Origin of the sequence: Listeria kieliensis (assembly GCF_003369925.1) — a bacterium.
GTDB lineage: Bacteria > Bacillota > Bacilli > Lactobacillales > Listeriaceae > Listeria > Listeria kieliensis_A.
The window spans coordinates 494,384-520,962 of the sequence record NZ_LARY01000002.1 but is presented as its reverse complement, the minus strand read 5'-3'; the positions used below and the strand labels follow the sequence as shown (position 1 = coordinate 520,962).

Annotated in this window: 26 protein-coding genes; 18 read left to right on the top strand and 8 right to left on the bottom strand. The window is 41.8% G+C overall.

Features of this window, described 5'->3' with window-relative positions:
* The first annotated feature begins 7 nt into the window (after positions 1-7).
* Genes UR08_RS08345 through UR08_RS08335 form a run of 3 tightly spaced genes read left to right on the top strand, consistent with a single transcriptional unit; the run spans position 8 to position 2,250 of the window.
* A complete protein-coding gene (locus tag UR08_RS08345; RefSeq protein WP_115753200.1) occupies positions 8-310 on the top strand; it encodes a hypothetical protein in 303 nt (100 codons plus the stop codon).
* Positions 297-1,811, top strand: a complete 1,515-nt coding sequence (locus tag UR08_RS08340) for a T7SS effector LXG polymorphic toxin (protein ID WP_115753199.1) — start codon at positions 297-299, stop codon at positions 1,809-1,811. Before UR08_RS08345 ends, UR08_RS08340 begins: the two co-directional genes overlap by 14 nt.
* A 4-nt stretch (positions 1,812-1,815) precedes the next feature.
* On the top strand, positions 1,816-2,250 hold the full coding sequence (locus tag UR08_RS08335) for an SMI1/KNR4 family protein (protein WP_115753198.1): 435 nt from the start codon (positions 1,816-1,818) through the stop codon (positions 2,248-2,250).
* A gap of 77 nt (positions 2,251-2,327) precedes the next feature.
* On the opposite strand, the gene UR08_RS08330 is transcribed toward UR08_RS08335, so the two are convergent.
* Entirely contained in the window at positions 2,328-3,224 is an 897-nt protein-coding gene (locus tag UR08_RS08330; protein ID WP_165849970.1) for an AraC family transcriptional regulator, read from the bottom strand.
* A gap of 156 nt (positions 3,225-3,380) precedes the next feature.
* Between UR08_RS08330 and iolG (UR08_RS08325) the strand changes: the two genes are divergently transcribed.
* On the top strand, positions 3,381-4,394 hold the full coding sequence (gene iolG / locus UR08_RS08325; protein ID WP_115753196.1) for a bifunctional inositol 2-dehydrogenase/D-chiro-inositol 1-dehydrogenase: 1,014 nt from the start codon (positions 3,381-3,383) through the stop codon (positions 4,392-4,394).
* Between the two features lie 16 nt (positions 4,395-4,410).
* Positions 4,411-5,253, top strand: coding sequence for a sugar phosphate isomerase/epimerase family protein (locus UR08_RS08320; RefSeq protein WP_115753195.1), 843 nt, complete (start codon positions 4,411-4,413; stop codon positions 5,251-5,253).
* 45 nt (positions 5,254-5,298) lie between these two features.
* On the opposite strand, the gene iolE is transcribed toward UR08_RS08320, so the two are convergent.
* Positions 5,299-6,198 (bottom strand): myo-inosose-2 dehydratase, encoded by a 900-nt coding sequence (iolE, locus tag UR08_RS08315; protein WP_115753194.1) that lies wholly within the window; start codon positions 6,196-6,198, stop codon positions 5,299-5,301.
* Positions 6,199-6,409: 211 nt separating this feature from the next.
* On the opposite strand from iolE, the gene iolG (UR08_RS08310) reads away from it, so the two are divergent.
* From iolG (UR08_RS08310) to iolG (UR08_RS08300), 3 genes are read left to right on the top strand one after another with little or no spacing between them, the layout of a single operon-like run.
* Positions 6,410-7,438: an inositol 2-dehydrogenase gene (iolG, locus tag UR08_RS08310; RefSeq protein WP_115753193.1), complete on the top strand. Its 1,029-nt coding sequence runs from the start codon at positions 6,410-6,412 to the stop codon at positions 7,436-7,438.
* 2 nt (positions 7,439-7,440) lie between these two features.
* On the top strand, positions 7,441-8,907 hold the full coding sequence (locus tag UR08_RS08305) for a sugar porter family MFS transporter (protein WP_115753192.1): 1,467 nt from the start codon (positions 7,441-7,443) through the stop codon (positions 8,905-8,907).
* Positions 8,908-8,920: 13 nt separating this feature from the next.
* Positions 8,921-9,928, top strand: a complete 1,008-nt coding sequence (gene iolG, locus UR08_RS08300; RefSeq protein WP_165849969.1) for an inositol 2-dehydrogenase — start codon at positions 8,921-8,923, stop codon at positions 9,926-9,928.
* A gap of 148 nt (positions 9,929-10,076) precedes the next feature.
* On the opposite strand, the gene UR08_RS08295 is transcribed toward iolG (UR08_RS08300), so the two are convergent.
* Both UR08_RS08295 and UR08_RS08290 read right to left on the bottom strand, forming a co-directional pair.
* Complete coding sequence (locus tag UR08_RS08295) at positions 10,077-10,466, bottom strand: tautomerase family protein (RefSeq protein WP_115753191.1); 390 nt, start codon at positions 10,464-10,466, stop codon at positions 10,077-10,079.
* A 13-nt stretch (positions 10,467-10,479) separates the two neighbouring features.
* A complete protein-coding gene (locus UR08_RS08290; protein ID WP_115753190.1) occupies positions 10,480-11,247 on the bottom strand; it encodes a DeoR/GlpR family DNA-binding transcription regulator in 768 nt (255 codons plus the stop codon).
* Between the two features lie 222 nt (positions 11,248-11,469).
* On the opposite strand from UR08_RS08290, the gene iolA reads away from it, so the two are divergent.
* The 6 genes from iolA (at position 11,470) to UR08_RS08260 (ending at position 18,581) form a co-directional block, all read left to right on the top strand.
* Positions 11,470-12,936, top strand: coding sequence for a methylmalonate-semialdehyde dehydrogenase (gene iolA / locus UR08_RS08285; protein WP_115753189.1), 1,467 nt, complete (start codon positions 11,470-11,472; stop codon positions 12,934-12,936).
* 17 nt (positions 12,937-12,953) lie between these two features.
* The gene (gene iolB, locus UR08_RS08280) at positions 12,954-13,775 is read left to right on the top strand and encodes a 5-deoxy-glucuronate isomerase (protein ID WP_115753188.1); all 822 of its coding nucleotides are present in this window, start codon (positions 12,954-12,956) and stop codon (positions 13,773-13,775) included.
* Positions 13,776-13,787: 12 nt separating this feature from the next.
* A complete protein-coding gene (gene iolC / locus UR08_RS08275) occupies positions 13,788-14,756 on the top strand; it encodes a 5-dehydro-2-deoxygluconokinase (RefSeq protein WP_115753759.1) in 969 nt (322 codons plus the stop codon).
* A 27-nt stretch (positions 14,757-14,783) separates the two neighbouring features.
* Positions 14,784-16,700, top strand: coding sequence for a 3D-(3,5/4)-trihydroxycyclohexane-1,2-dione acylhydrolase (decyclizing) (iolD, locus tag UR08_RS08270; RefSeq protein WP_115753187.1), 1,917 nt, complete (start codon positions 14,784-14,786; stop codon positions 16,698-16,700).
* A gap of 18 nt (positions 16,701-16,718) precedes the next feature.
* Complete coding sequence (fba, locus tag UR08_RS08265; protein ID WP_115753186.1) at positions 16,719-17,597, top strand: class II fructose-1,6-bisphosphate aldolase; 879 nt, start codon at positions 16,719-16,721, stop codon at positions 17,595-17,597.
* 117 nt (positions 17,598-17,714) lie between these two features.
* Positions 17,715-18,581, top strand: a complete 867-nt coding sequence (locus tag UR08_RS08260; RefSeq protein WP_115753185.1) for a sugar phosphate isomerase/epimerase family protein — start codon at positions 17,715-17,717, stop codon at positions 18,579-18,581.
* Between the two features lie 157 nt (positions 18,582-18,738).
* On the opposite strand, the gene UR08_RS08255 is transcribed toward UR08_RS08260, so the two are convergent.
* Positions 18,739-19,149 (bottom strand): nuclear transport factor 2-like protein, encoded by a 411-nt coding sequence (locus tag UR08_RS08255; protein ID WP_205757233.1) that lies wholly within the window; start codon positions 19,147-19,149, stop codon positions 18,739-18,741.
* Between the two features lie 100 nt (positions 19,150-19,249).
* Between UR08_RS08255 and UR08_RS08250 the strand changes: the two genes are divergently transcribed.
* A complete protein-coding gene (locus tag UR08_RS08250; RefSeq protein WP_115753184.1) occupies positions 19,250-19,930 on the top strand; it encodes an ArsR/SmtB family transcription factor in 681 nt (226 codons plus the stop codon).
* A 146-nt stretch (positions 19,931-20,076) separates the two neighbouring features.
* Here the strand turns inward: UR08_RS08250 and UR08_RS08245 are convergent, their stop codons facing one another.
* The 3 genes from UR08_RS08245 to UR08_RS08235 all read right to left on the bottom strand — a co-directional run bounded on the left by UR08_RS08245 (position 20,077) and on the right by UR08_RS08235 (position 22,337).
* Complete coding sequence (locus tag UR08_RS08245) at positions 20,077-20,463, bottom strand: hypothetical protein (RefSeq protein WP_115753183.1); 387 nt, start codon at positions 20,461-20,463, stop codon at positions 20,077-20,079.
* 82 nt (positions 20,464-20,545) lie between these two features.
* Positions 20,546-20,893 (bottom strand): magnetosome magnetite crystal formation protein family, encoded by a 348-nt coding sequence (locus UR08_RS08240; RefSeq protein WP_115753182.1) that lies wholly within the window; start codon positions 20,891-20,893, stop codon positions 20,546-20,548.
* 106 nt (positions 20,894-20,999) lie between these two features.
* On the bottom strand, positions 21,000-22,337 hold the full coding sequence (locus UR08_RS08235; protein WP_115753181.1) for an MATE family efflux transporter: 1,338 nt from the start codon (positions 22,335-22,337) through the stop codon (positions 21,000-21,002).
* A 175-nt stretch (positions 22,338-22,512) separates the two neighbouring features.
* On the opposite strand from UR08_RS08235, the gene UR08_RS08230 reads away from it, so the two are divergent.
* Genes UR08_RS08230 through UR08_RS08220 form a run of 3 tightly spaced genes read left to right on the top strand, consistent with a single transcriptional unit; the run spans position 22,513 to position 26,527 of the window.
* The gene (locus UR08_RS08230; protein ID WP_115753180.1) at positions 22,513-22,995 is read left to right on the top strand and encodes a MarR family winged helix-turn-helix transcriptional regulator; all 483 of its coding nucleotides are present in this window, start codon (positions 22,513-22,515) and stop codon (positions 22,993-22,995) included.
* Positions 22,992-24,716 (top strand): ABC transporter ATP-binding protein, encoded by a 1,725-nt coding sequence (locus UR08_RS08225; protein ID WP_133296342.1) that lies wholly within the window; start codon positions 22,992-22,994, stop codon positions 24,714-24,716. Before UR08_RS08230 ends, UR08_RS08225 begins: the two co-directional genes overlap by 4 nt.
* Entirely contained in the window at positions 24,713-26,527 is a 1,815-nt protein-coding gene (locus UR08_RS08220) for an ABC transporter ATP-binding protein (RefSeq protein WP_115753179.1), read from the top strand. The genes UR08_RS08225 and UR08_RS08220 overlap by 4 nt, the downstream gene beginning before the upstream one ends.
* Positions 26,528-26,579 lie beyond the last annotated feature (52 nt).

Here is a 26,579-nt window from a genome sequence, read left to right as displayed (position 1 = left end):
AACAGACATGAAAACAAAAAACGATGATGAAAAGTTGCATCACAATTACTTAAAACGAGCTCGAATAGAATGGGTGTTAGAAGATATCACTCGTTTGGGGCAGGAACAAAGAGAACTGTTAGATTTGGCACGCGAAGGTTGGCAAGGGCAACAAGCTAACTCATTCCATCTTGAGCTAGAAGAAAGTGCTGAACAAGAATTCAATGCTTTAAAAAATGCCAGTCAAAAAATCAAAGAAGAGTTGGAAGAGGAAAAACAAAAATTAACTCGCGCTCAACAGGAGGGACTTAAACTAGATGGCGAGAATTGATATTGCAGAAGTCAAACAGATGTGTGATGCGTTTCAGCGAGAAGCGGACCAAATGGAGGAAGCACTTAATAGTTTAAAACATGATGTCAATAAGTTAATTGATGATCACGATTTACAAGGAAAAATGGCGGAGAATGCTAAAACTTACTATGAAAAAGTTATTTTAATGTTAGTTAAAAAAGGAAAATCCTTATTAAAAGAAGCGAAGAAAAAAGCGCATCAATATGTGAGTGATTTTCATAACCAAGTAGATCCCTCAGGAGATGCTCGTTTAGATACAGAAAGGCTATATGAGATGGAAGCCCAAATAGCCAATTATCAGTACATGATGGAAACGGTTCTTGTCGAAATGAAAGCGGTTGGAGGAATTGATGCGTTGCCTCAACAATTCAAGCAGCTTGATCAATATGCGAGTGCCATGAGCACCATACATAATAAAATGGACATTTTGCATAAGTTTGAAGACTTTGAGGCTAGAAATCAAGATGTCCTAGAGGAAGCATTAAAAGATATGTATTACGTGAAACAAGGTCTTGAGGATATTCGGAATGGGCGTTTTTTCAAAGGAAAAAGTCATTCCTATCAGTATAATTCAAAAATCACTTGGCTGTCTCATTTGAAAGAAAAAGACAAGCAAGTAAAAGCAGATTATGACTGGGATTCATTTGAAAAATATCAAGATAATCACGGTTTCTGGGTGCTTTCCAAAGAAGGAATGTCTTATGAAGAAAGTATGCGTGTTTCGGCTATTTATAATGGACTGATCGCAAATGGAAAACTTAAAGATCCCTCACAAATTGAAAAAGAGCGAGGCGAGGAATTAACAAAAGTTATGACAGATACGATTTGGGCGGCTTGGGCTAATCAATTGCGCGATGGTAGTGGTAAAGATTTAGATGAAGTCCAAAAAATGTCTATTACAGTTGGAAGTGCAATTGGCTTGGGGACACTGCTTTGGACTGGGAGAATAGGTGGAAAAGGTGTTAAAATAAAGGCAGGAGAGCTTGCCAATTTAAAATCAGTACAGAAGAAATTGTCAGGCAAGACTTATTCAATCAACAAACCGAAAAGTGTTGTCGAAAGCCAGTTAATTCGTGACTATATACGGGATGTAGAAGCTCGAACTGGTAGAAGTATCCCAAAAAATCAAGTTGATTTGTTGAAGGAAGCACTTAGAACAAAGGAGTATACGAAGTTAACTCCTCGAGAATCTAGAGCCAATAGATATGAATTTAATAAAGTAAAAGTTGAACTAAAAAAGGAATGGGAACTAAAAACTGGACAAAAATGGCCTGTCTACAAAAATGATATCTACTCTGCTAATACAGGAAAAGTTTTAAAAAAAGCTGGAGAGCCGTATGATGCTCACCACGTAATCGAAAACAGTTTTGGTGGAGATAGCGCTTGGTGGAATATCCATCCAGCAAGATATCCGAATGAACATCAGGCTGGTATACATGCGGCTGGGTCACCTGCTAGAAAATTATTTAAAGGAGATTAGTGATATGTTTGAATTCGTGTTGAAAAATAAGCAAAATTCATTTTATCCAGTTTCAACAAAAGAGATTGAAGAGCTAGAAAAATTATTAAATATCCAACTGCCTGAGCAATTGGGGAAATTTTATAAAGAAATAGGGTATGGTTTTTTTAAAAGCAATACAGATAATACAAATAGGTTGATGGATCCTGTGTCAGTAAGAGATTTTCGAACTCGTCAAGGGGATTATATAGGATTTGTAGATGATGAGATGTATCAAGATATTGAAGAGGAAGGGCTGGTGTTTTTTGAAGCTGATAGTAATTTGTATTTATTGATGGGGATTTCAAAAGAAACGCTGGGCAAGATTTATTATGGGGACTTCAAAATCGCAGATTCTCTCAAAGAATTTCTAGAAAAAATAATGGAAGATGATAACTACTATCTTGACATCCCAAGTTAGTCACTTGATGAAAGAAAATACTCATAAGGCAAATAACAGAAGCGCTGGGCAACTTGCCCAGCGCTTCTTGTTTGGCGTCAAAAGTGGACTTTGCGGAACTTGCCTGGCGTTGTGCCGGCATTTGCGCTAGCGAAGGCCTTGATAAAATGCGTGCTTGAAGAAAAACCGCATTGTGTGCTTATTTGTTCGACCGTCAAGTTGGTTTCAAGGAGCATTCGCTTGGCTTGTTTGAGCCTATGCGTAAGCAAGTATTGATGCGGACTTTCCCCGGTGTGCTTTTTGAAAAGTCTAGAAAAATGATACGAACTGAGGCTCGCTTCATGACTTAACCTTTGGATGGTTATTTTTTCGTAATAGTGACTGTGAATGAAAGTAAGGGCCGCTTGGATTTCTGGCGGATATTTATCCGATGGTGCGCTGCGCATCTCAAGTGGCAAGCGAGTTCGCTCAAACAAGCGCCCCAATAGCTCATTAAAGCAAGTCGCGATTTCAAAGTCGTGCAGAGCGCCAGATTCCATCAAATCAAGAATGCGCGGAATTGGATTTTGCTCTGGCGGAAGGGAAAAAAGCGAGCCGTGTTGAGCGTACAGCGCATCGCAGAAACTTTGAGCCGTGGGGCCGTTAAAATGGACAAACTGGAACCGGGCGTTTTGCGAAGCAAAGTAATGATTTTTTTCTTTGCAGTCAAGCAACACGAGCGTTCCTGCAGGAGCCGTAAAGGTTTGTTCGCGGTAGTCAAAATGCAGTTCGCCGGATTTGACGAAGAACACCAAAAATGAGCTCATGTAATCGCGGGTTAGGCTGTACTGGACATCCACGAGATATTCGCCGCTCCAGTACGCGTGGAGGTAAAGCTTTCGAGTGAGCTCCGTCGTTTCGTAAAAGAAAGGACCTCGTTTGGCTAGAATCCCCGGTTCGATTTTTGGGATGTAAGGATTGATTGTGATCACCTCTTTGTCAGACTTGATTATCAAATGTTGGATTTCTTGGTTCCAATATAACCAAGAATTGATAAAAAAGCAAAATTTTACGATTTTATAGCACTTTTTTGCCGTGGCAGGGAATCGAAATTTCATTACAATGAAAGCGGATACAAAATAAATCAAGTTAATCAAAAGGAGATGGCAAGCATGACACTTAAAATGGGTGTAGTAGGAACTGGGGCAATTGGACGAGAACATATCGAGCGAATTACGAAACGGATTTCAGGGGCGGAAATTGTAGCGCTATCAGATATCCATCAAGAAAATGCGGAGCAAATCATTCGCGATTTTAAACTAGATGCGCAATTTTTTGCGACGGATGCTGAACTTATCGCAGCTGATGTGGATGCGGTCATCGTTTCAAGTTGGGGGCCGGCTCATGAGGAAACGGTTTTGAAGGCAATCGAAGCTGGGAAGTACGTCTTTTGTGAAAAGCCACTTGCGACAACGGCTGAAGGGTGCAAGCGAATCATCGATGCCGAAATGAAGCAAGGAAAGCGGCTGCTTCAAGTGGGCTTTATGCGCCGTTATGATGCGGGCTATCAGATGCTGAAGCAAGCGCTTGATGCGAAAGAAATTGGCGAACCGCTGATGCTTTCTTGCCAGCATTTCAATCCTCAAGTGGATGAAAACTATACAACCGATATGGCAGTTGTCGACACGTTGATTCATGAAATTGATGTCTTGCACTGGCTCGTGGATGATGATTATGAAAGCATTCAAGTTTTCTATCCGAAACAAACGAAAAATAAATTATCGCATTTGAAAGACCCGCAAATTGTTCATTTGGTGACGAAAAGCGGCATTTCAATTCATGCGGAAATCTTCGTAAATTGTGGCTACGCCTATGATATTCAGTGCCGCGTGGTTGGTGAAGATGGCATCCTGTCCTTGCCAGAAGTGAGCAGTCTTGGAATTCGAAAAGACGCCAAACGCAGTGAAAACTTGTTGATGGACTGGAAAAAACGTTTTATGGATGCGTATGATAATGAATTTAATGCTTTTATCAATGCTATTGAAAAAACGGGCTCGCCTTCTTATCCAACCGCTTGGGATGGTTACGTTGCAGCGGTTACGGCGGATGCAGGCGTGAAGGCGCAGCAAAGTGGCGAAGTAGAAAAAATTGATCTTCCAGAAACACCTGACTTTTATCGTATCTAAAAAGGAGGAATAGGGCATGAAAATTGGATTTAACGAAGGAACGACATTTGAAAGCGCAACGCTTGAAGAAAACCTAGAATACTGCGAGAAATACGGGTATGACTACATTGAAATTCGTTCGATCGATCAGCTGAAGGATTACTTGACACGCCACAGCTTGGCGGATTTAAAACAGTACTTTGATAGCCATCAAATTAAGCCGCTTTCGCTAAATGCGCTTTGCTTTTTCAATAATCGCACGAAAGAAGACGAAAAGGCTGTCATTACAGAGTTTAAGGAATACTTGGAAATTTGTCGCGCGATCGAATGCGAATATATTTGTGCAGTCCCATCCAATTTGGACGACACTGAAAAAGGAAAAACCCTTGTTCCAGAAGTGAATGAAAGTTGTGTGCGAGTGCTAACCGAGCTATCCGATCTCGCCAAGCCGTATGGCGTAAAAATTGCTGTCGAATTTATCGGCATCCCAGAAAACACGGTGAATACTTTCGAACAAGCTTATGAAATCGTGCGGACGATTGACCGAGACAATGTGGGTCTCGTTTATGATACTTTCCAATTTACAGGAATGAATTCAAACCTTGCGAATGTGACGAAAGAAGCTGCCGATAAAATCTTCATTTTCCATATTAATGATGTTGATGATTATCCAGTTGGGCAAATGCGTGATACTGATCGCTGCTACCCGGGAGAAGGGATCATTGACCTGCAGGTGCATCTTGCGAAAATGAAAGAATTGAATTATGATTTCGTCGCTTCTGTTGAGCTATTCCGACCTGAATACTACCAAATGAATCCAGAGGAAGTCATCAAAAAGGCAAAAGAAACAACCGATGCGGTTATCGCAAAATATTATTGAGCAAATGAAAAGGGCAACCCGGAAACCGGGTTGCCCTTTTCATGCTTAGTTGAATCTTCGAAGTGAATCCATGAAGTTTTTTCCTAAGCGTGCATATTCAAGCGGGTTAGCTGTTTTCGGATCTTGCTCGGCTTCGATCACAATCCAACCTTCATAATGGTTTTGAATGAGATAATCATAAATTTCTTGGTAGGAAATGTCGCCATCTCCTGGGACCGTGAACATCCCGTGAAGAAAAGAGCCTAAGAAAGACTTATTCGTCTGTTTGCATTCTTCCAGTTTCTTGCCCCGAACGTCTTTAAAGTGAACGTGTGCGATCCGGTCAAAGTGGCTATGCAGGATTTCTAGCGCGTTGCCATCCGAAACAAAAATATGTCCTGTATCGTAGAGTAAATGTACTTTATTAGGATCAGTTGCTGCCATTAAACGATCTACTTCAGCTTTTGTTTGGACGCCTGTTCCCATATGATGGTGGAAAGCGAGTTTCAAGCCGTAACGATTTGCGATTTCGCCGAGTTCATTGAGTCCAGAAGTGAGTGTCTCCCATTCAGCATCACTAAAATCTGGTTTCTCTGTATAAACGCATTTATCTGTTCCTTGGATGCTATAAGTTTGCTCGGAATAAACGGCAATATCTGCGTTAACCGCTTTCAAAAAAGCACAATGTTTTTCAAAATCTTGTTTTGCTTGGTTGATTCCGTCACGAATCAGATAGCCGCTAAACCATTGCCCGATAATACGCGTATCACGGAGGCTAAGTTCTTTATTCAGTTCGTCAGGATCAGTCGGATAACAACCACCTACTTCAGTTCCTTCAAAGCCAGCTAGAACTGCATCGCTTAGAATCTGTTTATATGTATTTTCTTTTCCGATCTCTGGGATGTCATCGTTTCTCCAACCAATTGGAGCAATCCCTACGTGGATTTTTGCTACTTCAACTGCCATTTTGCTTCACTCCTGTTCTTTTATTGGTTATATTATGGTTATATTGACCCGTGAATCTTATTTCTTCTTTATTTTAGCTAATTTGATAAGTTAAATCAAGCAGTTTTTGGATATATTTATCAAAAATTAACAAAAGTTGTTGAAAAAATGACCAACATTTATTATAATTGATTTTATCAAGAATGCGCTTACATAAAAAGGAGGAAAAAAGATGGAACCGATAAAGGCAGGAATTGTTGGATTAGGCCGTCTTGGGAAAGTCCACGCTTCAAATGTACAAAATTATATTAAAGATTTAGAACTTGTAGCTGCTTGTAGTGTTGTACCCGAGGAGCTTAAGTTTGCTAAAGAGTCACTTGGTATTCAAAAAGGATATGAAAGCTTTGAGAAAATGGTCGATGAGGCAGAAATTGATGCCGTCATTATTGTATCACCCTCAAGCTTGCATACCAAACAAATTGAATACGCTTTCGCTGCAGGGAAACATGTTTTTTGCGAGAAACCACTAGGGGTGTCGCTACCGGAAATTGAACAGGTGAAAAAGGTGATTGAAGCTCGGCCAGAACAAGTCTTTATGTTAGGCTTTATGCGCCGCTTTGATGAGTCTTACCGCTACGCCAAAGAAATAGTAGAAAGCGGAGAAATTGGGAAAGTGACGCTCGTTCGTTGCTACGGAATTGATCCAAGTTCTGGGCTGGAAAGTTTCGTTAAATTTGCTAAAAACAGTTCAAGTGGAGGTCTTTTCATCGATATGGCTATCCACGATATTGATCTTGTACGCTGGTTCACTGGTGAAGAAGTAAAGCAGGTTTGGGCAATTGGTAACAACTTCGCTTATCCAGAACTAGCGGAATATGGGGATACAGAAACTGGCGCTGCGCTTATGAAATTAAAAAATGATGCGATCGCCATTCTTGTTTCAGGCAGAAATGCAAATCACGGTTATCACGTTGAAACAGAAATTATGGGAACAAAAGGAATGCTTCGTGTGGCCCAGGAGCCAGAAAAGAATCTCGTGACGATTTTTGACGACAAAGGAGTGAGACGTCCTTGCTCGGAACACTTCCCAGAACGATTTAAACAAGCTTTCATCAATGAATTAACAGAATTTGCTCGCTGCATTCGCGAAGGGGATAAACCGGATGTAACTGCAAAAGACGGATTAGAATCAACAAAAATTGCCCTTGCCTGTACGAAGTCCTTTGAAACAGGCGAACTTGTGGCATTGGAGGATGAATAAGCATGAATTTAGACCAGCGATCAAAGAGAAATTTAGCAGTTTTTGCACTTATTTCAACTTTTGGGGGATTATTATTCGGTTATAACACAGGCGTTATGAACGGTGCGCTTGACTTTATGCGTCTTCCAAGAGAACTCGGATTAACCCCTGTGACAGAAGGCCTTGTAACAGGAGCCGTCACATTTGGCGCCGCATTTGGTGCTTTAATTGGTGGTAAACTTTCCGATAGCTTCGGCAGGAAACGAGTGATTTTTTACTTAGCCATTATATTTGTACTAGGTTCTGTATTTTGTGCGGTTGCACCAAATATTCCTTTAATGATTGCGGCTCGGCTGTTCCTAGGCCTTGCAGTTGGTGGGGCTTCCGTTATCGTTCCAACTTTTCTGGCAGAGATTTCACCTGCAGAAATGCGCGGCCGGATTGTTACTCAAAATGAATTAATGATAGTTTCCGGACAATTTATTGCTTTCTTGATCAATGCTGTTCTTGGAACGGTCTTTGTCGATAGCACGCACATCTGGCGTTACATGCTAGCCGTGGCGATTGTTCCAGCACTTGTTCTTTTCTTTGGCATCATGCGTGTCCCAGAGTCACCACGCTGGTTGTATCTCAACAAAACAAAGGAAAGAGCACTCGACTCTCTTGGTAAAATACGTTCGAAAGAAGGCGCGAAAGAAGAATTAAATGTTATTGATATCTCGCTAAAACGCGAAAAAGAAGCACCAAAAGCTACTTTTTCCGACTTAAAGAAACCTTGGATCAGACGCCTGATCTTTATCGGAATCGGTCTTGGGGTGACGCAACAACTTATCGGAATCAACATTATGATGTACTACGGCACAACGATTTTACAACGTTCTGGTTTCGCATCCAGTGCGGCGCTTATTGCAAACGTTGCGAATGGACTTGTATCCGTGCTTGCAGTTATCATTGGTATTAGTTTGATGCACCGCGTTGACCGCCGCAAACTCATCTTGACTGGGATTACTTGTACGACACTCTGCATGGCATTAATCACCATCGCGCTATTCGCTTTTCCAAATGCCGCTTTCTTGCCGTACATGGTTATCACTCTAACAGTACTATTTATTGGGTTTTTCCAAGGATGTATCGGGCCAATCACATGGCTTTTACTTTCTGAAATTTTCCCGCAAAAAGTTCGCGGACTCGGGATGGGAATCTCGACTTTCTTCCTTTGGATGGCAAACTTTGCCGTAGCACTCATTTTCCCGATTTTACTTGCAGGCGTGGGGCTACCAAATACATTCTTAATCTTTACCGTCTTTAATATTCTTTCTTATCTGTTCACTTTCAAATATGCACCAGAAACAAGAGGGAAGACGCTTGAAGAAATTGAGCTGGACTTCAAATTTGAAGATCAGTTTGAATCTAATATGAAAGCAGAAGAAGGCATTCTTGAAAAAGAAATGGAAGAAGAAATTAGAGAAGAAGCAAGAACTGAAAAATAAAGGAGCGAGCAAATTGAAAAGTTTAAATGTTGGCATGATCGGTGCCGGACGTGTTGCACAAGTCCACTTAGGCAATTTAAAACAAATGAAAGATATAAAAGTAAAAACAATCTGTGATATTTTTGCAGAGGATTCCTGGAAAGAACGTTTCAGTGTAGAAAATGTCACCAAAGAAGCAGCCGATATTTTCAATGATCCAGAAATTGATGCCGTTTTCATTTGTACACCAACTGATACGCATACAGATTTAACAATCCAAGCTGCAAATGCTGGGAAACATATTTTCTGTGAAAAACCAGTAGGAACAGAAGAAGCTTCCATTTTAGATGCTTATCACGCTGTTTTAGCAAACAACGTAAAATTCCAAACAGGTTTCAATCGTCGGTTTGATAAAAGTCATGAAAAAGTGAAGCTTGAAGCAGCGAGTCAGGCCATTGGCGAGCGACACATTTTGAAGATCACATCAAGAGACCCTGAACCACCGAATATTGATTACGTGAAGCGTTCAGGCGGTATCTTTATGGATATGATGATCCATGATTTTGATATGGCACGTTTTATGATGGACGATGAAGTCGAAGAAGTCTTCACATATGGAAACAGCTTAGTTGATCCAGAAATTGGCGCCGCTGGAGATGTTGACACGGCGATTGTTTCGCTGAAATTTAAAAATGGGGCGATGGGTGTCATTGATAATAGTCGTAAAGCCGTTTATGGTTATGATCAGCGGATTGAAGTTTTTGGAGAGAAGGGAATGCTCCAATCCTTAAACCAACCCGACTACCATGTCAATCGTTATACGGCGCAATCTGTTGAAGCAGGAACGCCAAAATATTTCTTCTTAGAGAGATATCAAGATGCCTTTTTCAATGAAGAAGTCGCCTTTTTCGATAGTATCCGACAAGATCAGCCAACAAAATGCAGTTTTAAAGATGGCATCATGGCGATTCGAATTGCAGAAGCGGCTAAAAAATCACTCGAAACGGGTGAAAAAGTAGCGGTTAATCTGGAAATCAAATAACAAAAGAAACAAGCACATTGGAAACTTTTCCAATGTGCTTGTTTCTTTAATGATCTAGGGAATGAAAAAGGTGCAAATAAAAAACTTTGGCTTAGTAGGAGCTGTACTCTTAAGCCAAAGTTTTTATTTTACCTTAAAATGGTTTGATTTAAAGTTTTCCGTTCAAAAATTGAGCTTCACCGTATCCAAATGACCAATCTGCGTTGCCGTTTTCAACAATGGAAATCATCACATCGCGAGGCTCGATTTGGCATTCATCCAAAAGACGCTCTGTGACTCGTTTGTAGAAAAGTTGTTTTTGCTTTTCTGTACGCTTTTTACTTGTCACTCGAATGACCAGTTGGTTTTCCGTCCGGTCAAAACCAAGGCCCGTATCTAGCAAAATCATCTCTGCTTGGTCATGCAAATTTAAAATTTGATAGCGGTCACGTTCGGGAACTTCAAAAGCTTCCACGACTGCCGCATGAATCGCATCCAAAACTTTCTTGTTTTCCGTGGGCGTTTTCCCACGGAACATATCAATGTTTAATAAAGGCATATAAGTTTCCTCCTTATTTCGCTGACGTCATGATTTCGACATCATGCTTCTCACAGTAGTCTTGATAGGCATCCGGAAGCGTGCTAGAAGTCACTAGATAGTCAAAATCGGCAAGTGCTCCGTAAGTTAGTAAAGCGGATTTTCCGGCCTTGTTATGGTCAACCATCAAGATCTTCTTGCTGGCTTTATTCATCATTCGTTTTTTGATTTCATATTCGAGATTATCTGAGTTCATAACGCCGCGTTCATAGGAAAACGCTGTCGCCGCCATAAAGGCTTTTGTGACGTTGTATTTATCAAAAAAGGACCAGTTTTCAACACCGACAAATGATTTAGTTCGGTGCTTCAGCGTTGTTCCAATGACGATAATTTTGATGTTGTCCATTTTGCTTGCCAGGTTGATGACATCTAGGTTGTTCGTGATGATGGTCACATTTTTTGTAGCTGGAATGTGCTGGACAAGATAACGCGTGGTCGTTCCTGAATCAATGAAAATTAAATCATCGTTTTCAATCAATTGAGAGGCAAGCGAGCCGATTTCTTCTTTTTCAAGGTGATTTGTGATATCTCGATTTTCAAATGGAAGGAGCTCGTTTTCGCTTGATAATACGGACACAACGCCGCCATAAACTTTTTTTATTCGGTTCGTTTCTACAATTTTATTGATATCCCGACGAATCGTGTTTTTTGAAACATTAAAATGTTCACACAGGTCATCAAGGCTCACGGTTCCCTGAGCGTGGATGTAATCTTCGATAGCTTGTATTCGTTTAACTTTCATGGGTAAACCACCTTTATCTATATTTGGTAATATTACATGTTCTATTTATATCATATTATCAAAAAATAATCAACACTTACTCTTTTTTGGTGAAAAATGAAGGTATTTTTGGATGTTTTTCTTGACGAAAACAATGTTATCAACTATTATATATAATATAATCAAAATATAACAAATATGTTCAAAAGGTAAGCATGTTTGTGAATGTAGAGGAGAATGATCATGACGGAAATTCGGAAGCTTAAAAACTACATAGGTGGCGAGTGGCGCGAAAGTAAGACGGAAAAATTTGAAGACGTTTACAACCCAGCAACTGGAGAAGTCATCTGTCAAGTTCCGATCTCGACAAGAAGCGAATTAGATGAAGCGGCAGAAATTGCTGAAAAAGCATTTGAATCATGGAGTAAAATGGCCGTTCCAAGACGTGCACGGATTTTGTTCGCGTTCCAACAATTACTGATTGAACATAAAAAGGAACTAGCCGAACTTATTACGATTGAAAATGGGAAAAGCCTTTCGGAAGCACTTGGTGAAGTAGGACGTGGGATTGAAAATGTGGAATTTGCTGCTGGTTCCCCGTCACTTATGATGGGAGATTCACTTTCTTCGATTGCAACAGATGTTGAAGCCACAAATTATCGCTATCCAATCGGAGTAGTTGGCGGGATTGCGCCATTTAACTTCCCGATGATGGTTCCTTGCTGGATGTTCCCGATGGCGATTTCTGTAGGGAATACTTTTATTTTGAAGCCATCAGAAAAAACGCCACTATTGATGGAAAAACTCGTTGAACTCTTTGAAAAAGCAGGTCTTCCTGGTGGCGTCTTAAACCTTGTCTACGGCGCGCACGATGTCGTGAATGGGATTTTAGAGAACCCGATTATAAAAGCGGTTTCTTTCGTTGGTTCTAAACCTGTGGGTGAATACGTGTATAAAACGGGTAGTGCGAACTTGAAACGTGTTCAAGCGTTAACGGGCGCGAAAAATCACACGATTGTTTTAAATGATGCAGATTTAGAAGAAACGGTAACGAATGTGATTGCGGCAGCCTTCGGATCAGCTGGTGAAAGGTGTATGGCTTGTGCGGTTGTGACGGTAGAAGATGGGATTTACGATCGCTTTGTTGCGGCGCTCAAAGAAGCAGCGGAAAACGTGAAAATGGGGAACGGCTTGGATGATGGTGTTTTCCTTGGTCCGGTGATTCGTGAAGAAAATAAAGCACGGACGCTTTCCTATATTGAAAAAGGAATTGAAGAAGGTGCGAAGCTTACGCTCGATGGGCGGAAAGAACTTCCAAATGATGGCTATTTTGTAGGTCCAACGATTTTTGAAGAAGTCACAACTGACATGACGATCTGGAAAGACGAAATTTTTGCTCCTGTGCTTTCTGTGATGCGCGCGAAAAACTTGCAAGAAGCGGTGGAAACGGCTAATCAATCTGAATTTGCTAACGGCGCTTGCCTCTTCACGAATAGCGCAGATGCCATTCGTTATTTCCGTGAAAACATTGACGCTGGAATGCTAGGTATCAACTTAGGCGTGCCCGCTCCGATGGCTTTCTTCCCATTCTCTGGATGGAAATCTTCGTTTTATGGTACGCTACATGCAAATGGAAAAGATAGCGTTGATTTCTATACACGCAAAAAAGTGGTAACGGCTCGTTATTCACAAAAAGCTTTTCGTGACTAGAAAGAGGAGGAGTAAAGATGAGTAAATTACAAAGAAAACCACAAAATGCGAAAATCGCTGAAGGCGTTACGCTCGTTCAAGATATCAATGAAGCGAATTCTGGATTAGAGTATGTGGGCTTTAAAATGATTGACTTAACACAGGGCGCGATTTACGAAGAAAGTTTGAGCGGGCTAGAATGCTGCGCCGTTGCTTTAGCCGGAAAAATCTCGGTAACTGCTGGTGCGAAAACCTTCGAAAACATCGGGACGCGTGCGAGTGTCTTTGAACAAATTCCGACGGACAGTGTTTATATTGGAACCGGTGAAAGTTTCACGATTAAGGGGGAAACGGGGATTTCGCGTGTTGCACTTTGTTATGCGAAATCGGACAAGCCGCTTGATGTTGCGCTGATAAAAGCCGAAGACAACTCCATCGAGGACCGCGGCAAGTATCAAAATAAGCGGCATGTACACAATATCTTGCCTGATGACAGCAACCTTGCGGAAAGTCTACTTGTTGTTGAAGTGTATACAGAAGGAGGCAACTTCTCAAGTTATCCACCACATAAGCATGATGTGGACAATTTGCCGAATGAATCCTTCCTTGAAGAAAGCTATTATCACGAAATCAATCCAGGACAAGGCTTCTTGTTCCAACGTGTCTATACAGATGACCGCTCGCTTGATGAAACGATGGCGGTTGAAAATCGCGATGTGGTCCTTGTACCGAAAGGTTACCATCCAGTTGGCGTTCCAGATGGCTACACGTCATATTATCTAAATGTGATGGCGGGCCCAACGAAAATTTGGAAATTCCATAACGATCCAGATCATGAATGGATATTAGAGAGGGAGTAGTGGACGGAAATGATAAATTTAAATAAAAATAAAGAAGCTAAATTTGATCTCATCGCACTTGGGCGAGCTTGCATTGATTTGAATGCAGTCGAATATAACCGGCCGATGGAAGAAACGATGACCTTTTCGAAATATGTTGGCGGCTCGCCCGCCAACATTGCGATCGGAACTTCGAAGCTGGGCTTAAAGGCTGGCTTCATTGGTAAGATCCCGGACGATCAGCATGGCAACTTCATTAAGAGCTACATGGAAAACTTGGGAATTAATACGAGTGGCATGGTGAAAGATACGGAAGACCGCAAAGTCGGGCTTGCCTTTACGGAAATCAAAAGTCCTGAGGAATGCAGCATTTTGATGTATCGTGAAAATGTGGCAGATCTTTACTTAGAACCAAGTGAAGTATCCGAAGCTTACATCAAACAAGCTAAACTGTTGCTCATTTCGGGAACAGCACTTGCCCAAAGCCCATCCCGAGAAGCGGCGATCAAAGCCGTTCAACTAGCTCGTGAAAATGGCGTATTTGTGGCATTTGAACTGGATTATAGACCTTATACGTGGAAATCAGAAGAAGAAACGGCCGTTTATTATTCACTCATCGCAGCCCAATCGGATATTGTTATTGGGACGCGCGATGAATATGATATGATGGAAGGGAAAAAGGGCACCAATCAAGAAACGGTGGACAATCTCTTCAAACATCATGCTGAACTTGTCGTCATTAAGCGCGGCTCGGAAGGGTCAAACGCTTATACAAAAGACGGACAAATTTACCAAGCTGGTATTTACAAAACGAACGTGCTCAAGACATTCGGGGCGGGCGACTCCTATGCCTCCGCTTTCTTGTACGCGCTCTTCCAAGAAAAAGATATTGAAACCGCTCTCAAATATGGGAGTGCATCTGCATCCATTGTTGTGAGCAAACACAGTTCTTCAGATGCAATGCCGACGGTGGCAGAAATTGAAGCCTTGATTGGCGCTTAAGTAACGAGAGAGATGGAGGGAACGGAAGTGGCATACGAAACAATTCGACTTACAACGGCACAAGCGTTAGTAAAATTCTTAAATGCACAATATATTGAATTTGACGGTGAGGAAACTCCTTTTGTGGAAGGGATCTTCACGGTTTTTGGACACGGGAATGTTCTTGGGATTGGTCAAGCGTTATCAGAAGATAGCGGGCACCTAAAAGTCTACCAAGGGAAAAATGAACAAGGGATGGCACATGCGGCGATTGGCTTTGCGAAACAAAAAAACCGTCGAAAGATTTTTGCTTGCTCGGCTTCAGCAGGTCCGGGTTCAGCCAACTTCACAGCGGCGGCGGGAACAGCCCTTGCGAACAATATTCCAGTTCTCTTTCTTCCAGCCGATACTTTTGCGACGCGTCAGCCAGATCCCGTTTTACAACAACTCGAGCAAGAATCGAGCATTTCGATTACTACGAATGATGCCCTGCGAGCGGTTTCCCGCTACTGGGACCGAGTTGAACGTCCTGAACAGCTGATGAGTGCGTTGCTTCGCGCTTTTGAAGTGATGACGAACCCGGCAACAGCAGGACCCGCTACGGTTTGTATCGCCCAAGATACAGAAGGGGAAGCATATGATTATCCAGCTGAATTTTTCGAGAAAAGAGTGCATTACATCAATCGAATGATTCCGACTGAACGTGAAGTGCTTGGTGCGGCAGATTTGATTAAAGAAAGTAAACGTCCAGTTATCATTGTCGGCGGAGGCGCACGTTATTCTGGTGCACGCCGTGAGTTGATCGAGCTTTCGGAAACTTGCAATATTCCGCTTGTAGAGACGCATGCTGGGAAATCGACTGTTGAATATACCTTTGCGAATAATCTTGGCGGAACAGGGATTCTCGGAACGTTAGCCGCAAATAAAGCGATTCGTGATGCTGATCTTGTGATTGGGATTGGAACACGCTATACCGATTTTACGACAAGCTCGAAAACGGCATTCAATTATGACAAAACGAAATTTTTGAATATCAATGTGAACCGCCCACAAACGTATAAATTTGATGCGTTTCAAGTGGTGGCAGATGCGAAGACGACGCTTCTTAAATTGAAGCCGCTACTTCTTGATTACCAAACGAGTTACGGGGATGAAATTGGGAAACTTAAAGCAGAATGGGAAACGGAACGCGCGCGGCTTGCGAACGTCAAATTCGATCGAGCAAGTTTTGATCCAGAAATTAAAGATCAATTTACGCAAGAAACATTCAATGAATATGCAGACGCGCTTGGAACTGAATTTACTCAAACGGAAGCACTCATTACGATTAATGATGTGATTGCAGAAGATAGCATTGCTTTAACATCGGCGGGATCGCTCCCGGGAGACATGCAGCGCCTCTGGAACCCGACTGTTCCAGAAACGTATCATTTGGAATATGGTTTTTCTTGCATGGGTTATGAAATAAATGGTGCACTCGGCGCCAAAATGGCTTGTCCAGACCAAGAGGTTTATGCGATGGTTGGCGATGGCAGTTTTGTAATGCTTCATTCGGAGTTACTAACCTCGCTTCAAACGGGCTATAAATTGAATATTATGCTCTTTGATAACTCTGGATTCGGTTGCATCAATAATTTGCAAATGGAAAATGGCAGCGATAGTTTTTACTGCGAATTCCGTGATCAAGACCAAAAGGTTATGAATGTGGATTATGCGAAAATTGCGGAAGGCTACGGGGCTGTGGTTTACCGTGCCAACACGAAAGAAGAACTTGAAGCGGCGCTTTTAGATGCGAAAAAACAAGACCGGACGACGCTAATTGAAATGAAAGTGTTACCGAAAACGATGTCGGATGGCTATTTAGGATTCTGGAACGTTGGGGTATCCGAAGTTTCATCGAAAGAGCAAGTCTTGGAAGCATCCGCAGAACGAGCAGAAAAATTGAAAAAAGCGAAACGCTATTAAGGAAAAGGGGGAACCCGAATGGCTTTTGTTTCATTGAATCATTGTTTGAAGGATGCAAGAGAAAATGGCTACGCGGTGGGGCAATTCAATATTAATGGCCTCATCTGGATTCAAGCGATTCTGCGGACAGCAGAGCGCTTGGATTCCCCGGTGATTGTGGCTGCTTCTGACCGGCTGGTTGACTATCTTGGCGGGTTTAAGACCATTGCGGGGATGGTCGACCATTTGATGGAAGAAATGAAGATCACGGTTCCGGTTGTGCTACATCTGGATCACGGGCAAAGTGTCGAACGCTGCTTTGCGGCTGTTGATGCGGGTTTCAGTTCCGTCATGTATGACGGTTCGCATCTTCCGATAAAGGAAAACATCCAAAATACGAAAAAGGTAGCTGATTATGCGCATTCAAAATGGGTATCCGTGGAAGCGGAAGTCGGCTCTGTCGGTGGAATGGAAGATGGGCTCGTTGGTGGAATCAAATATGCTGATTTGAATGAGTGCGTGGAGCTTGTTTCTTGCACAAAGGTGGATGCACTAGCCGCAGCACTTGGCTCTGTCCACGGAAAATATCAAGGCGAGCCGAAATTAGGCTTTGCTGAAATGGAAGCGATCAGTAAGGAAGCGGGCGTTCCGCTTGTTTTGCACGGGGCATCGGGTATTCCGTCACAGCAAATCCAAAAAGCGATCGCACTGGGGCACGCTAAAATTAATATCAATACGGAATGTAATCTCGCTTGGCGAAAGAAAATGGCGGAAACGCTTACGGAAAATCCAGAGGTTTTTGAACCACGTGCGCTTACATTGCCAAGCCTTGTTACGATCGAAGAAGTCGTGGAAGAAAAAATGCGCGAATTTGGCTCGGTAAATCGAGTAAGTGAAATGGCGGCAAAAAGAAGCTAATATAAAAATGCAGAATGGGTATCTTAGCGTCAAAACGAGCAATCAAGTTTTAGCTGAATTAAAAGCAATGTCTGTGATGAAGATTTTTAAATGATTGTAAATAGGGAGGAATTACATATGAAACTTGCTTATGATCCGTCCCATTACCGGGACAATACAAATTTGCGAGACACGGTTGAACATGTAGCAAGACTTGGCTATGAGTACTTGGAGCTTTCACCGCGAAAAGATTTCATCTGGTTTTATGAGTATCCCAAAGTGGATAAACAATTGATTGCAGATTTGAAGCGCTACACAAAAGATGCTGGTGTTAAGATTTCATCTGTACTTCCAGTTCAGCAATGGTCCTCGCCGAACGAGGAAGAACGAAAAGCGGCTGTTCGTAACTGGAAGCGCTCCATCGAAATCACTTCCGAGCTAGGTGTTGATTTAATGAACACTGAATTTAGTGGCAATAAACGGATGCCTGTAGAAAGTGAAGCGGCTTTTCTTCGCTCCATGGACGAGTTGATCCCGCTATTTGAGAGAGAAGGCATCAAGCTGAACTTGCAAGCTCATCCCAATGACTTCATCGAAACGAATACAGAAGCGATCCGGATGATTCGAGCGCTGGATAAAGATTGGATCAAATATGTTTATTCAACGGCACATGCTTTTTATTATGATGATGGGATTGGCGATGTAGCGAAGCACTTTGAAGAAGCTGGAGATTTGCTTGCGCATGTACTTTTTGCGGATACGCTCAATCATAAAGCGGCTTTTGGATTGCGTTATATCATTAATCCGCCAGATGCCGATGTGACGATTCACCAGCATCTCAATATCGGCGAAGGTGAAGTGGATTTTGATACGCTATTTGCGGAACTTCGCAAGATGAATTTTGATGGCATTGCGACAAATGCCGTGTTTGCCTATCCAGACCGACCGGATTGGTCAAATGAAGTAACACTTGCGAAAATGAAAGCGGGACTTGGGATTAAATAGGTGGATAATAAGAGGGGGCTTTGATTCGTGTTCCTTTGTATTTGAAAATGCCGTGTCTCTTAGCCCTATCATTAATCAATTGCTATAGAAAGGAGCTGTCATCAAATCCACAGCTCCTTTCTACATTAGAAAATACATCTTTATGCTAGATTTTAGATTATTTTAGTATAGAATCAGAAATTTGTTTAAATCCTCGCCATCCCCAGTAGATTCTATGATTCCAAATTTTACCTTCTTTAAGCTCCATGAGTTCAAGTATATCTATTTGTTCGCCATTAGGCATTTGTCTTGGATATTCCCAAACTAACATATTTTCCTTCGTTAAGAAAAAGTTCTTTTTTCGGTACCATTTTACGAGCTCATTTGGTCTTCTTTTCGCCCCCTCTGTTAAAAATTGATAGATTGCTTCCTTTCCATATAAAATACCTGTTTGGTTATCAGTAATCGCAAGTACTAAAGGACTCTCGAAAACGGCTTGTTCATGATATAAATCAATCAATTTTTCAGTTTTACTTTTTTGAGCGTACCTGTGCCAAAGTTCATAAATATCTTTTGCTGAATAATGCATAACAATCACCTCCTTTATTTCTATCTTTAGTTTAGCAAAGAAATATTTCGGCTCTCGCCGAAATTTATTCATGCTATACTTTATTTAAAGGAGTGGTTGCATGTCTATTTACAAAAATCTTTACTCAACAAGTTCATTACTGACCCATCCAACAAGAATGGCAGTACTGATTGCTCTAAGTGATGGGAACTCATTACCTGCTGGAGAATTAGCCCAAATAGCTCATGTATCACCTCAAACAATGAGTGAACATCTAACTAAATTAGTAAAAGCAGAAATGTTGATTAAACATAAGTCGGGGAAACACCGATATTATCGCATAGCAAATTCAAGAGTTGTAGAGGTTGTTGAAGCAATTGCTAACCTTACACCAGCAATTGAAACATCCTCATTAAAAGACTCCATTGATAAACAAGCGTTAAGTTTGGCTCGTACTTGTTATGGTCATGTAGCTGGAAAGTTAGGGATACAGTTAACTGAAGCGTTAATAACTTTAGAATACATTCAAGATCTTGGGAATAGTGGAAAATTAACTAATAAAGGTTTTCAATGGTGCCAAAATTTTGGTTTAGTTCTTTCTAAAAAAAGTGTGCAAGAATCTATTCCTTACCATGTGGATTGGACGGAGCGTAAATTTCATATTGCTGGACCATTTGCCTTAAAACTGACAAAGAGGCTATTTGAACTAGGTTGGATAAAAAATGGTACTACTCGCAGGTCAATTGTTGTTACTCAAATTGGAAAAGAAAAATTGGAACAAGAGTTTAATATCAGTTTATAAATTCTTTCTACATTCAAGAGGCTGGGATAAAATGGTAAAATAAAGCAGATTAGCCAAAACTAAAAGAACAGAATCGGTCAATGAAGCCATTTACAAAATGGGAATTTGACGATTCTGTTCTTTTTTGTTTTTTTCCTAGACTCTTTTCAGGACCTCGTAGCTTTACCACTGCTTTTTTTGCCGCCTCGGAAAGTAAAGAAAATTAGTGCAAGTAAGGCTGTGAGGATGCCGCTTAGGATCGAAACGAGGATCACGATAAACATTGATGCGACTTGCATCACGCCAGTAATGATGATGACGGCAAAAAGGCCATAAAGGAAGCCAAAGAAGGCAAAGCGCTGCCAGTTGGCATTCTTGCTGAAGCCATAGTAGATTTCTGCGATGGTGGCGCCGACGAGGACAAGCGGTGCCGCAATCAGGATCGCCGCGAAGACGAGCTCCGCGTCTAGCTTTCCAAAAAGGATCGCTTCTACGCCAAGGCAAGAAAAAATGCCTAGGATAAATACGGTTAAATAAGCGAAGATAAAGCGCATGTATGTCACACTCCCTGTTCTTGTTCCAGTTTTTAGTATATCAAAAAAGAGCCGAATTTGCTGTTTCGACTCTTTTTAGGGGTTATTCGGTTATATAATGACTTTCTGCTTCATCATGTACGAGCATTTTAACGCCACGAATGATGTTGAAAAAGAAAAGTAAAATCGAAAAAATGACGAAGGAAACGACGCCCGTAAATGCAATGAATCCCGCTGTGTTTGCGCTATCTGTACTGATTTGCACGAGTGAAAAAATCGCAAAAGATAAAAACAAGCTGATGGCAGGAAGCACGTGTGTGGTGAGCGCTGTTTTGGCGTGATGCTGAACTTCCTTGTCGTCTGCGAATACCCAGATGAAAAGTGGGACTACAATCGGCGCAAAAAGTATGCTGAAATAACTGAGCGACTTCATAACTTTATGGCTGTTCATAAAAATCATCCTTTCCTTTATCGTAATTTCATTATAAAGGAAGAACGATTGCGGTTCATTCGAATCAAGTGACAATTTGTCAGATTCGGATGACAGTTTTGTAAGATTAGAGAACAGATTTGAGCGTCCAAACTTTGCTGCGCCATCTCTTGTACATTAAAGCGGAACGAATGCCTTCATCAATCAAGTAAGCTAGCCAAACACCGACAAGGCCAAGCCCAGCTGTGATTCCAAGCAAGTAAGAAAACGGCAAGCTGACAATCCACATGACGATGAGGCCTACGATGAACGGGAAGCGAACATCTCCGGTTGCATTCAAACTGCTGATCAAAATGATATTGGTCGCGCGGAACAATTCCAGTCCGATCGAGAGTAAGAAGAGCTGTTTGACCATTTGAATGACAATCGCATTACTTGTAAAGAGGCTCATCACAGGTTCTGCGAAGAGATAAAGCAAGATGCTCACGACAAGCGCGATGCCAAGTCCAATTTTCCAACTTCGCAAGCCTTGTTCGTATGCCCGGTCCAGTTCTTTAGCCCCAACGGCTCGGCCGATAATGATCTGGGAAGCTTGCCCAATCGCGATGGCAAACAAGGCCACAAACTGGCTAACACTCGATGCGTAAACTTTCGTCGTGAGGGCTTCAGTTCCAAGCAGGGCAATGATCGCCGTGACGACAAGTTGTGAACCCGCATAGGACATGTTTTCTCCAGCAGATGGCAATCCCAGTTTCAAAATAGCAAACAATAATTTTTTAGAATAAAGTTTTAGCTTTTTGAACGTGAATATATAGCCGATATGCTTTTTGAGCATCCAAATGGCTAGTAGCATGCCGACAAAGTTGGCAACCATGGTTGCGATCCCCACTCCAGCAACGCCTAAATCAAGGAAGCTAAGTGAACCATAAAGGAAGAGGTAGTTCCCGACTACGTTGATAATGCTAATTGTGATGGGAACAAGCATCGCTTGACGAACGTAACCGTGAACCCGCAAAATGGGTAAAATGGAAGAATGGATCGCAATGATGATGGAGCTACCGCCGATGATTTCAAGAAACGGCGAGCCAACTTGAACGAGTTCTTCGCTTAAGCCAAGCAGCCTCAAGAAGGTATCGCTTAGAAAAATAAAAACGATGCTCATCGCGATACCAATGAAAAAAGCAACGATAAGGCCATTCGTGATGATTTTTTCAATCATATCATGCTTCCTTGCTCCGATCATTTGCGCCACTAAAATTTGAACGCCAACGCTGATAAAGCCATACATAATGACAGAAATCACGAGGATTTGATTAGCGACACCGGTTGCGGCAACGGCCTCATCCGAATAGTGACCAAGCATGAACACATCCACGTAGTTAATCATAATTCGTAAAAATTGCTCTAAAAAAATAGGCCACGCAAGTGCATAAAGCCCCATGTGTTTATGAATTCCTTCCCCCATGTTTTTCCTCCCTTGATTAGAAATTTTCGGTAATAAAGGATCATTATAAGGGAAATAGATTTGAAAGTATAGAGCGATTTGAAAAAAGTTTTTTAAAAACAAGTTTTCCCTTGACTTTTTTTTCAAATTCCATATAATTAGTTAGGCAAACTAATTAAAAAGGAGGGAAGGTCGAATGCAATCAGAAGAGCGTGAATTAGGATATTCGGTTATTCGGGCGTTTATGAATTTTAAGCGAGCGGAAATGATGAACTTTCATATTGATGGCTTTACGAAGGCAGAAATTCGCTTCATGTTTACATTGTTTCGGGGGATACGAATTAGTAACTCAGAACTTGGCGTGAGCGTAAGCGAAATTGGTAAACGGCTGGGCATTTCTAGACCGAGTGTGACGCAACAGATTAATGCCCTCGAGAAAAAGGGATTAATTACGCGCATTCAAAATCCGGAAGATAAGCGCGCGGCGTACCTCAATTTTACGGAAAAAGGGGAAAAATTAACGGATCAGATCATTCATTACTTTCATGAGAGTTTTATCGACATGAAGAATTATCTGGGCGAGGACGATATGAGGACTTTGATTCGACTACTAAGCAAGCTGACAGATTATCTGAACAGCAAAGCAGATCATGAAGAAGGAGGCGGAATTCCCAAGTGATGCGTTTAATGAAACGGCTAAAATCCTACTGGCTTGGGATTGCAGTCGTACTATTACTTACTTTTATTCAGGTTTTAGGTCAGCTTTATTTGCCTACTTTAATGTCCAACATTGTAGATAAAGGTATTGTACAAGGCGATAAAAGCTATATTTGGAAAACGGGTTCGTTCATGCTGCTTATTTCAGCGGGAGCGGTACTGCTTTCTGTCATCATTGTTTATGTTGCCTCAAGAATTTCGATGGGCTTTGGGCGAGAATTACGAGATAAAATTTTTAATCAAGTCGAAAACTTTTCTTTGCAAGAATTTAATAAAGTTGGAACGGCTTCGCTTATCACAAGAACAACCAATGATGTGGTGCAAATTCAAAATGTGATCTATATGATGTTACGGATGATGGTAATGGCGCCGATCATGTTGATTGGTGGGATTATTATGGCCGTCAGTCATGATGCTAAATTATCATTGATTTTCGTTGTCGTATTGCCAATCTTACTTTTACTTGTAATTGGACTCGGCGGAAAAGCCATGCCGATGTTTAAAAACTTACAAAAGAAAATGGATAAATTAAACCGAGTGATTCGAGAAGGTCTTACTGGGATTCGAGTGATTCGTGCGTTTAACCGCAACAAGGATGAACTTGCAAAATTTGAAGAAGCCAACAATGACTATGCGGTTACAGCCATTGGAGTCAACCGTTTGCTTGCTCTCATGAGTCCAATCATGATGCTGATCATGAACTTGACTAGTATTGCTGTCATTTGGATTGGTTCGCATTTTATTAGTAACGGCAGTATGATGGTCGGCGATTTAATGGCGTTCATTCAATATGCGATGCAAATTATGATGAGCTTCATGATGCTTTCAGCTGTTTTTATTTTCATTCCACGTGCAGGGGCTTCAGCTGAAAGAATCAACGAGGTGCTCGAAATGCAAGCTGAGATCATTGATCCTGCCACACCGAAAAATGGTGAAAAGCCAACACGTCTCGAGTTCGATCAAGTATCGTTCCGCTATGAGGGTGCTGAAAAACCGGTTATCGAAAACATTTCCTTTAAGGCGCAAGCAGGGGAAACGGTGGCAATTATTGGAAGCACGGGTTCAGGGAAATCTACGCTCATTAATATGATTCCGCGTTTTTATGATGTCGAAACGGGTTGTGTCAAAGTGGATGGCATCGATGTGCGTGAAATGAGTCAAGCGGCTTTACGTGAAAAAATCGGTTTAGTTCCACAAAAAGCTGTTTTATTCACGGGTGATATTGAATCAAATATGCGGTACGGGAAAGAAAATGCTACAGAAGAAGAAATTTGGGAAGCTCTTGAAATTGCTCAAGCGAAAAACTTTGTCGAGCGCGGTTCTAAAGGTCTTCAAGCGCGCGTTGAGCAAGGCGGGAATAACTTTTCTGGTGGACAAAAACAACGACTTGCGATTGCGCGAGCGCTCATTCGTAAACCAGATATTTACATTTTTGATGACAGCTTTTCAGCACTCGATTTTAAAACGGATGCTGAGCTTAGAAAACGGTTAAAACCAGAAACAGAAGATGCAGTCACATTGATTGTGGCACAACGGATTACTTCGGTGGTGGATGCGGATCAAATTATCGTGCTAAATGAAGGCAAAATAGCGGGTATCGGCACACACGAAGAACTTAAAGAATCGAACGAAATTTATCAAGAAATTATGCGTTCGCAACTTTCAGAGGAGGAGATAGCATGAGTCCAGGACACGGTCATGGTGGAGGCATGGGAGTGACCTCAAAACCGAAAAACTTTGGTAAAACTTTATCGCGTCTACTTGGCTACATGAAGCCGAGAACGATTGCTATTTCAGTAGTTTTCCTATTTGCGATTCTTTCAACGATTTTTAATATCTTTAGTCCGCGAGAACTTGGGAAAGCAACGACAGAGATTTTTAAAGGGGTTATGAGTCCAGCTGGAATAAATGACGACGCGATTTTTGATATTTTATTTGTAGTTCTCTTGCTTTACCTTGGAAGCTCGATTTTTAACTTCATTCAACAATTCGTGATGTCAAGCGTTGCCCAACGAACAGTTTATGATATGCGAAAAGATTTAAAAGAAAAAATGGCGCGTTTGCCGCTTCGCTACTATGATACTCGTTCAAATGGGGATATTTTGAGCCGAGCTGTTAATGATATGGATAACATCGCGAATACTTTGCAACAGTCGCTTACACAAGCGATCACAGCAGTTGTCCAACTTGTCGGCGTTCTGATTATGATGCTTACGATCAGCTGGCAAATGACATTGATTGTTGTCGCGACGGTGCCACTTAGCATCATCATTGTGGCGATTATTGCCGGGAAGTCGCAAGCTTTCTTTGCAGCCCAACAACGCAATCTCGGGATTTTAAATGATACCGTGGAAGAAACTTACGGCGGGCAAACGATCGTCAAAGCATTTGGGCAAGAAAAAAACACGCTGGATACGTTTGAAACGGTCAATGATGATTACTACAAAGCTGCTAAAAAAGCACAATTTATTTCAGGAATCATGATGCCGATGATGCAATTTGTTGGGAATCTGGGCTATGTGGCAGTCTGCGTTGGTGGCGGGATTTTCGTAACGAACGGAACACTCCAAGTTGGGGATATCCAAGCCTTTACGCAATACGTTCAACTCTTCTCGCAACCGATTTCGAGCGTTGCGAATATCGCGAACGTCATTCAATCAACCATTGCTTCTGCAGAACGGGTATTTGAAATCATGGATGAACCAGAAGAAACGGATGTCATTCCAGAACAAATCCCAGTCGTAGAATCGGAAAAAACAAGCATTGTGTTTGATCACGTAGAATTTGGCTATACGCCTGACAAACCGCTGATGACTGATTTGAACATTAAAGTAAACGAAGGTCAGATGGTTGCGATTGTGGGTCCGACAGGTGCTGGGAAGACTACGATCATCAATTTGCTAATGCGCTTTTATGATGTGAATGGTGGCGCGATTCGAATCGAAGGTGTGGATACACGCGATATGACAAAAGATGATGTTCGTTCGAAATTTGGCATGGTCTTGCAAGACACTTGGCTCTTCAATGGAACGATCGCTGAGAATATTGCTTATGGTCGCGACGGGGCAACGAAAGAAGAAGTCATTCAAGCTGCAAAAGCTGCTTATGCCGATGAATTCATTCGTCGCTTGCCGGATGGCTATGATACGATGCTCAATGAAGAAGGATCAAATATTTCGCAAGGACAAAAGCAACTCTTAACGATTGCAAGAGCGATTTTATCGGATCCGTCGATTCTCATTTTGGATGAGGCCACATCAAGCGTGGATACGCGGACAGAGCTCAACATCCAGCTTGCGATGGGGAACTTGATGGAAGGGCGCACGAGTTTCGTGATTGCCCACCGCTTGTCGACGATTCGCGATGCCGACTTGATTCTTGTCATGAACCACGGAAATGTGATCGAACAAGGCACGCACCAAGAATTATTAGCCGAAAATGGCTTCTATGCCGATCTTTATAATAGTCAATTTACAGGCGCTCAAGCCGTCTAAGTGAAACCCCGAAAGATTTTCTTTCGGGGTTTTTTATTTTGGATGAGCATCT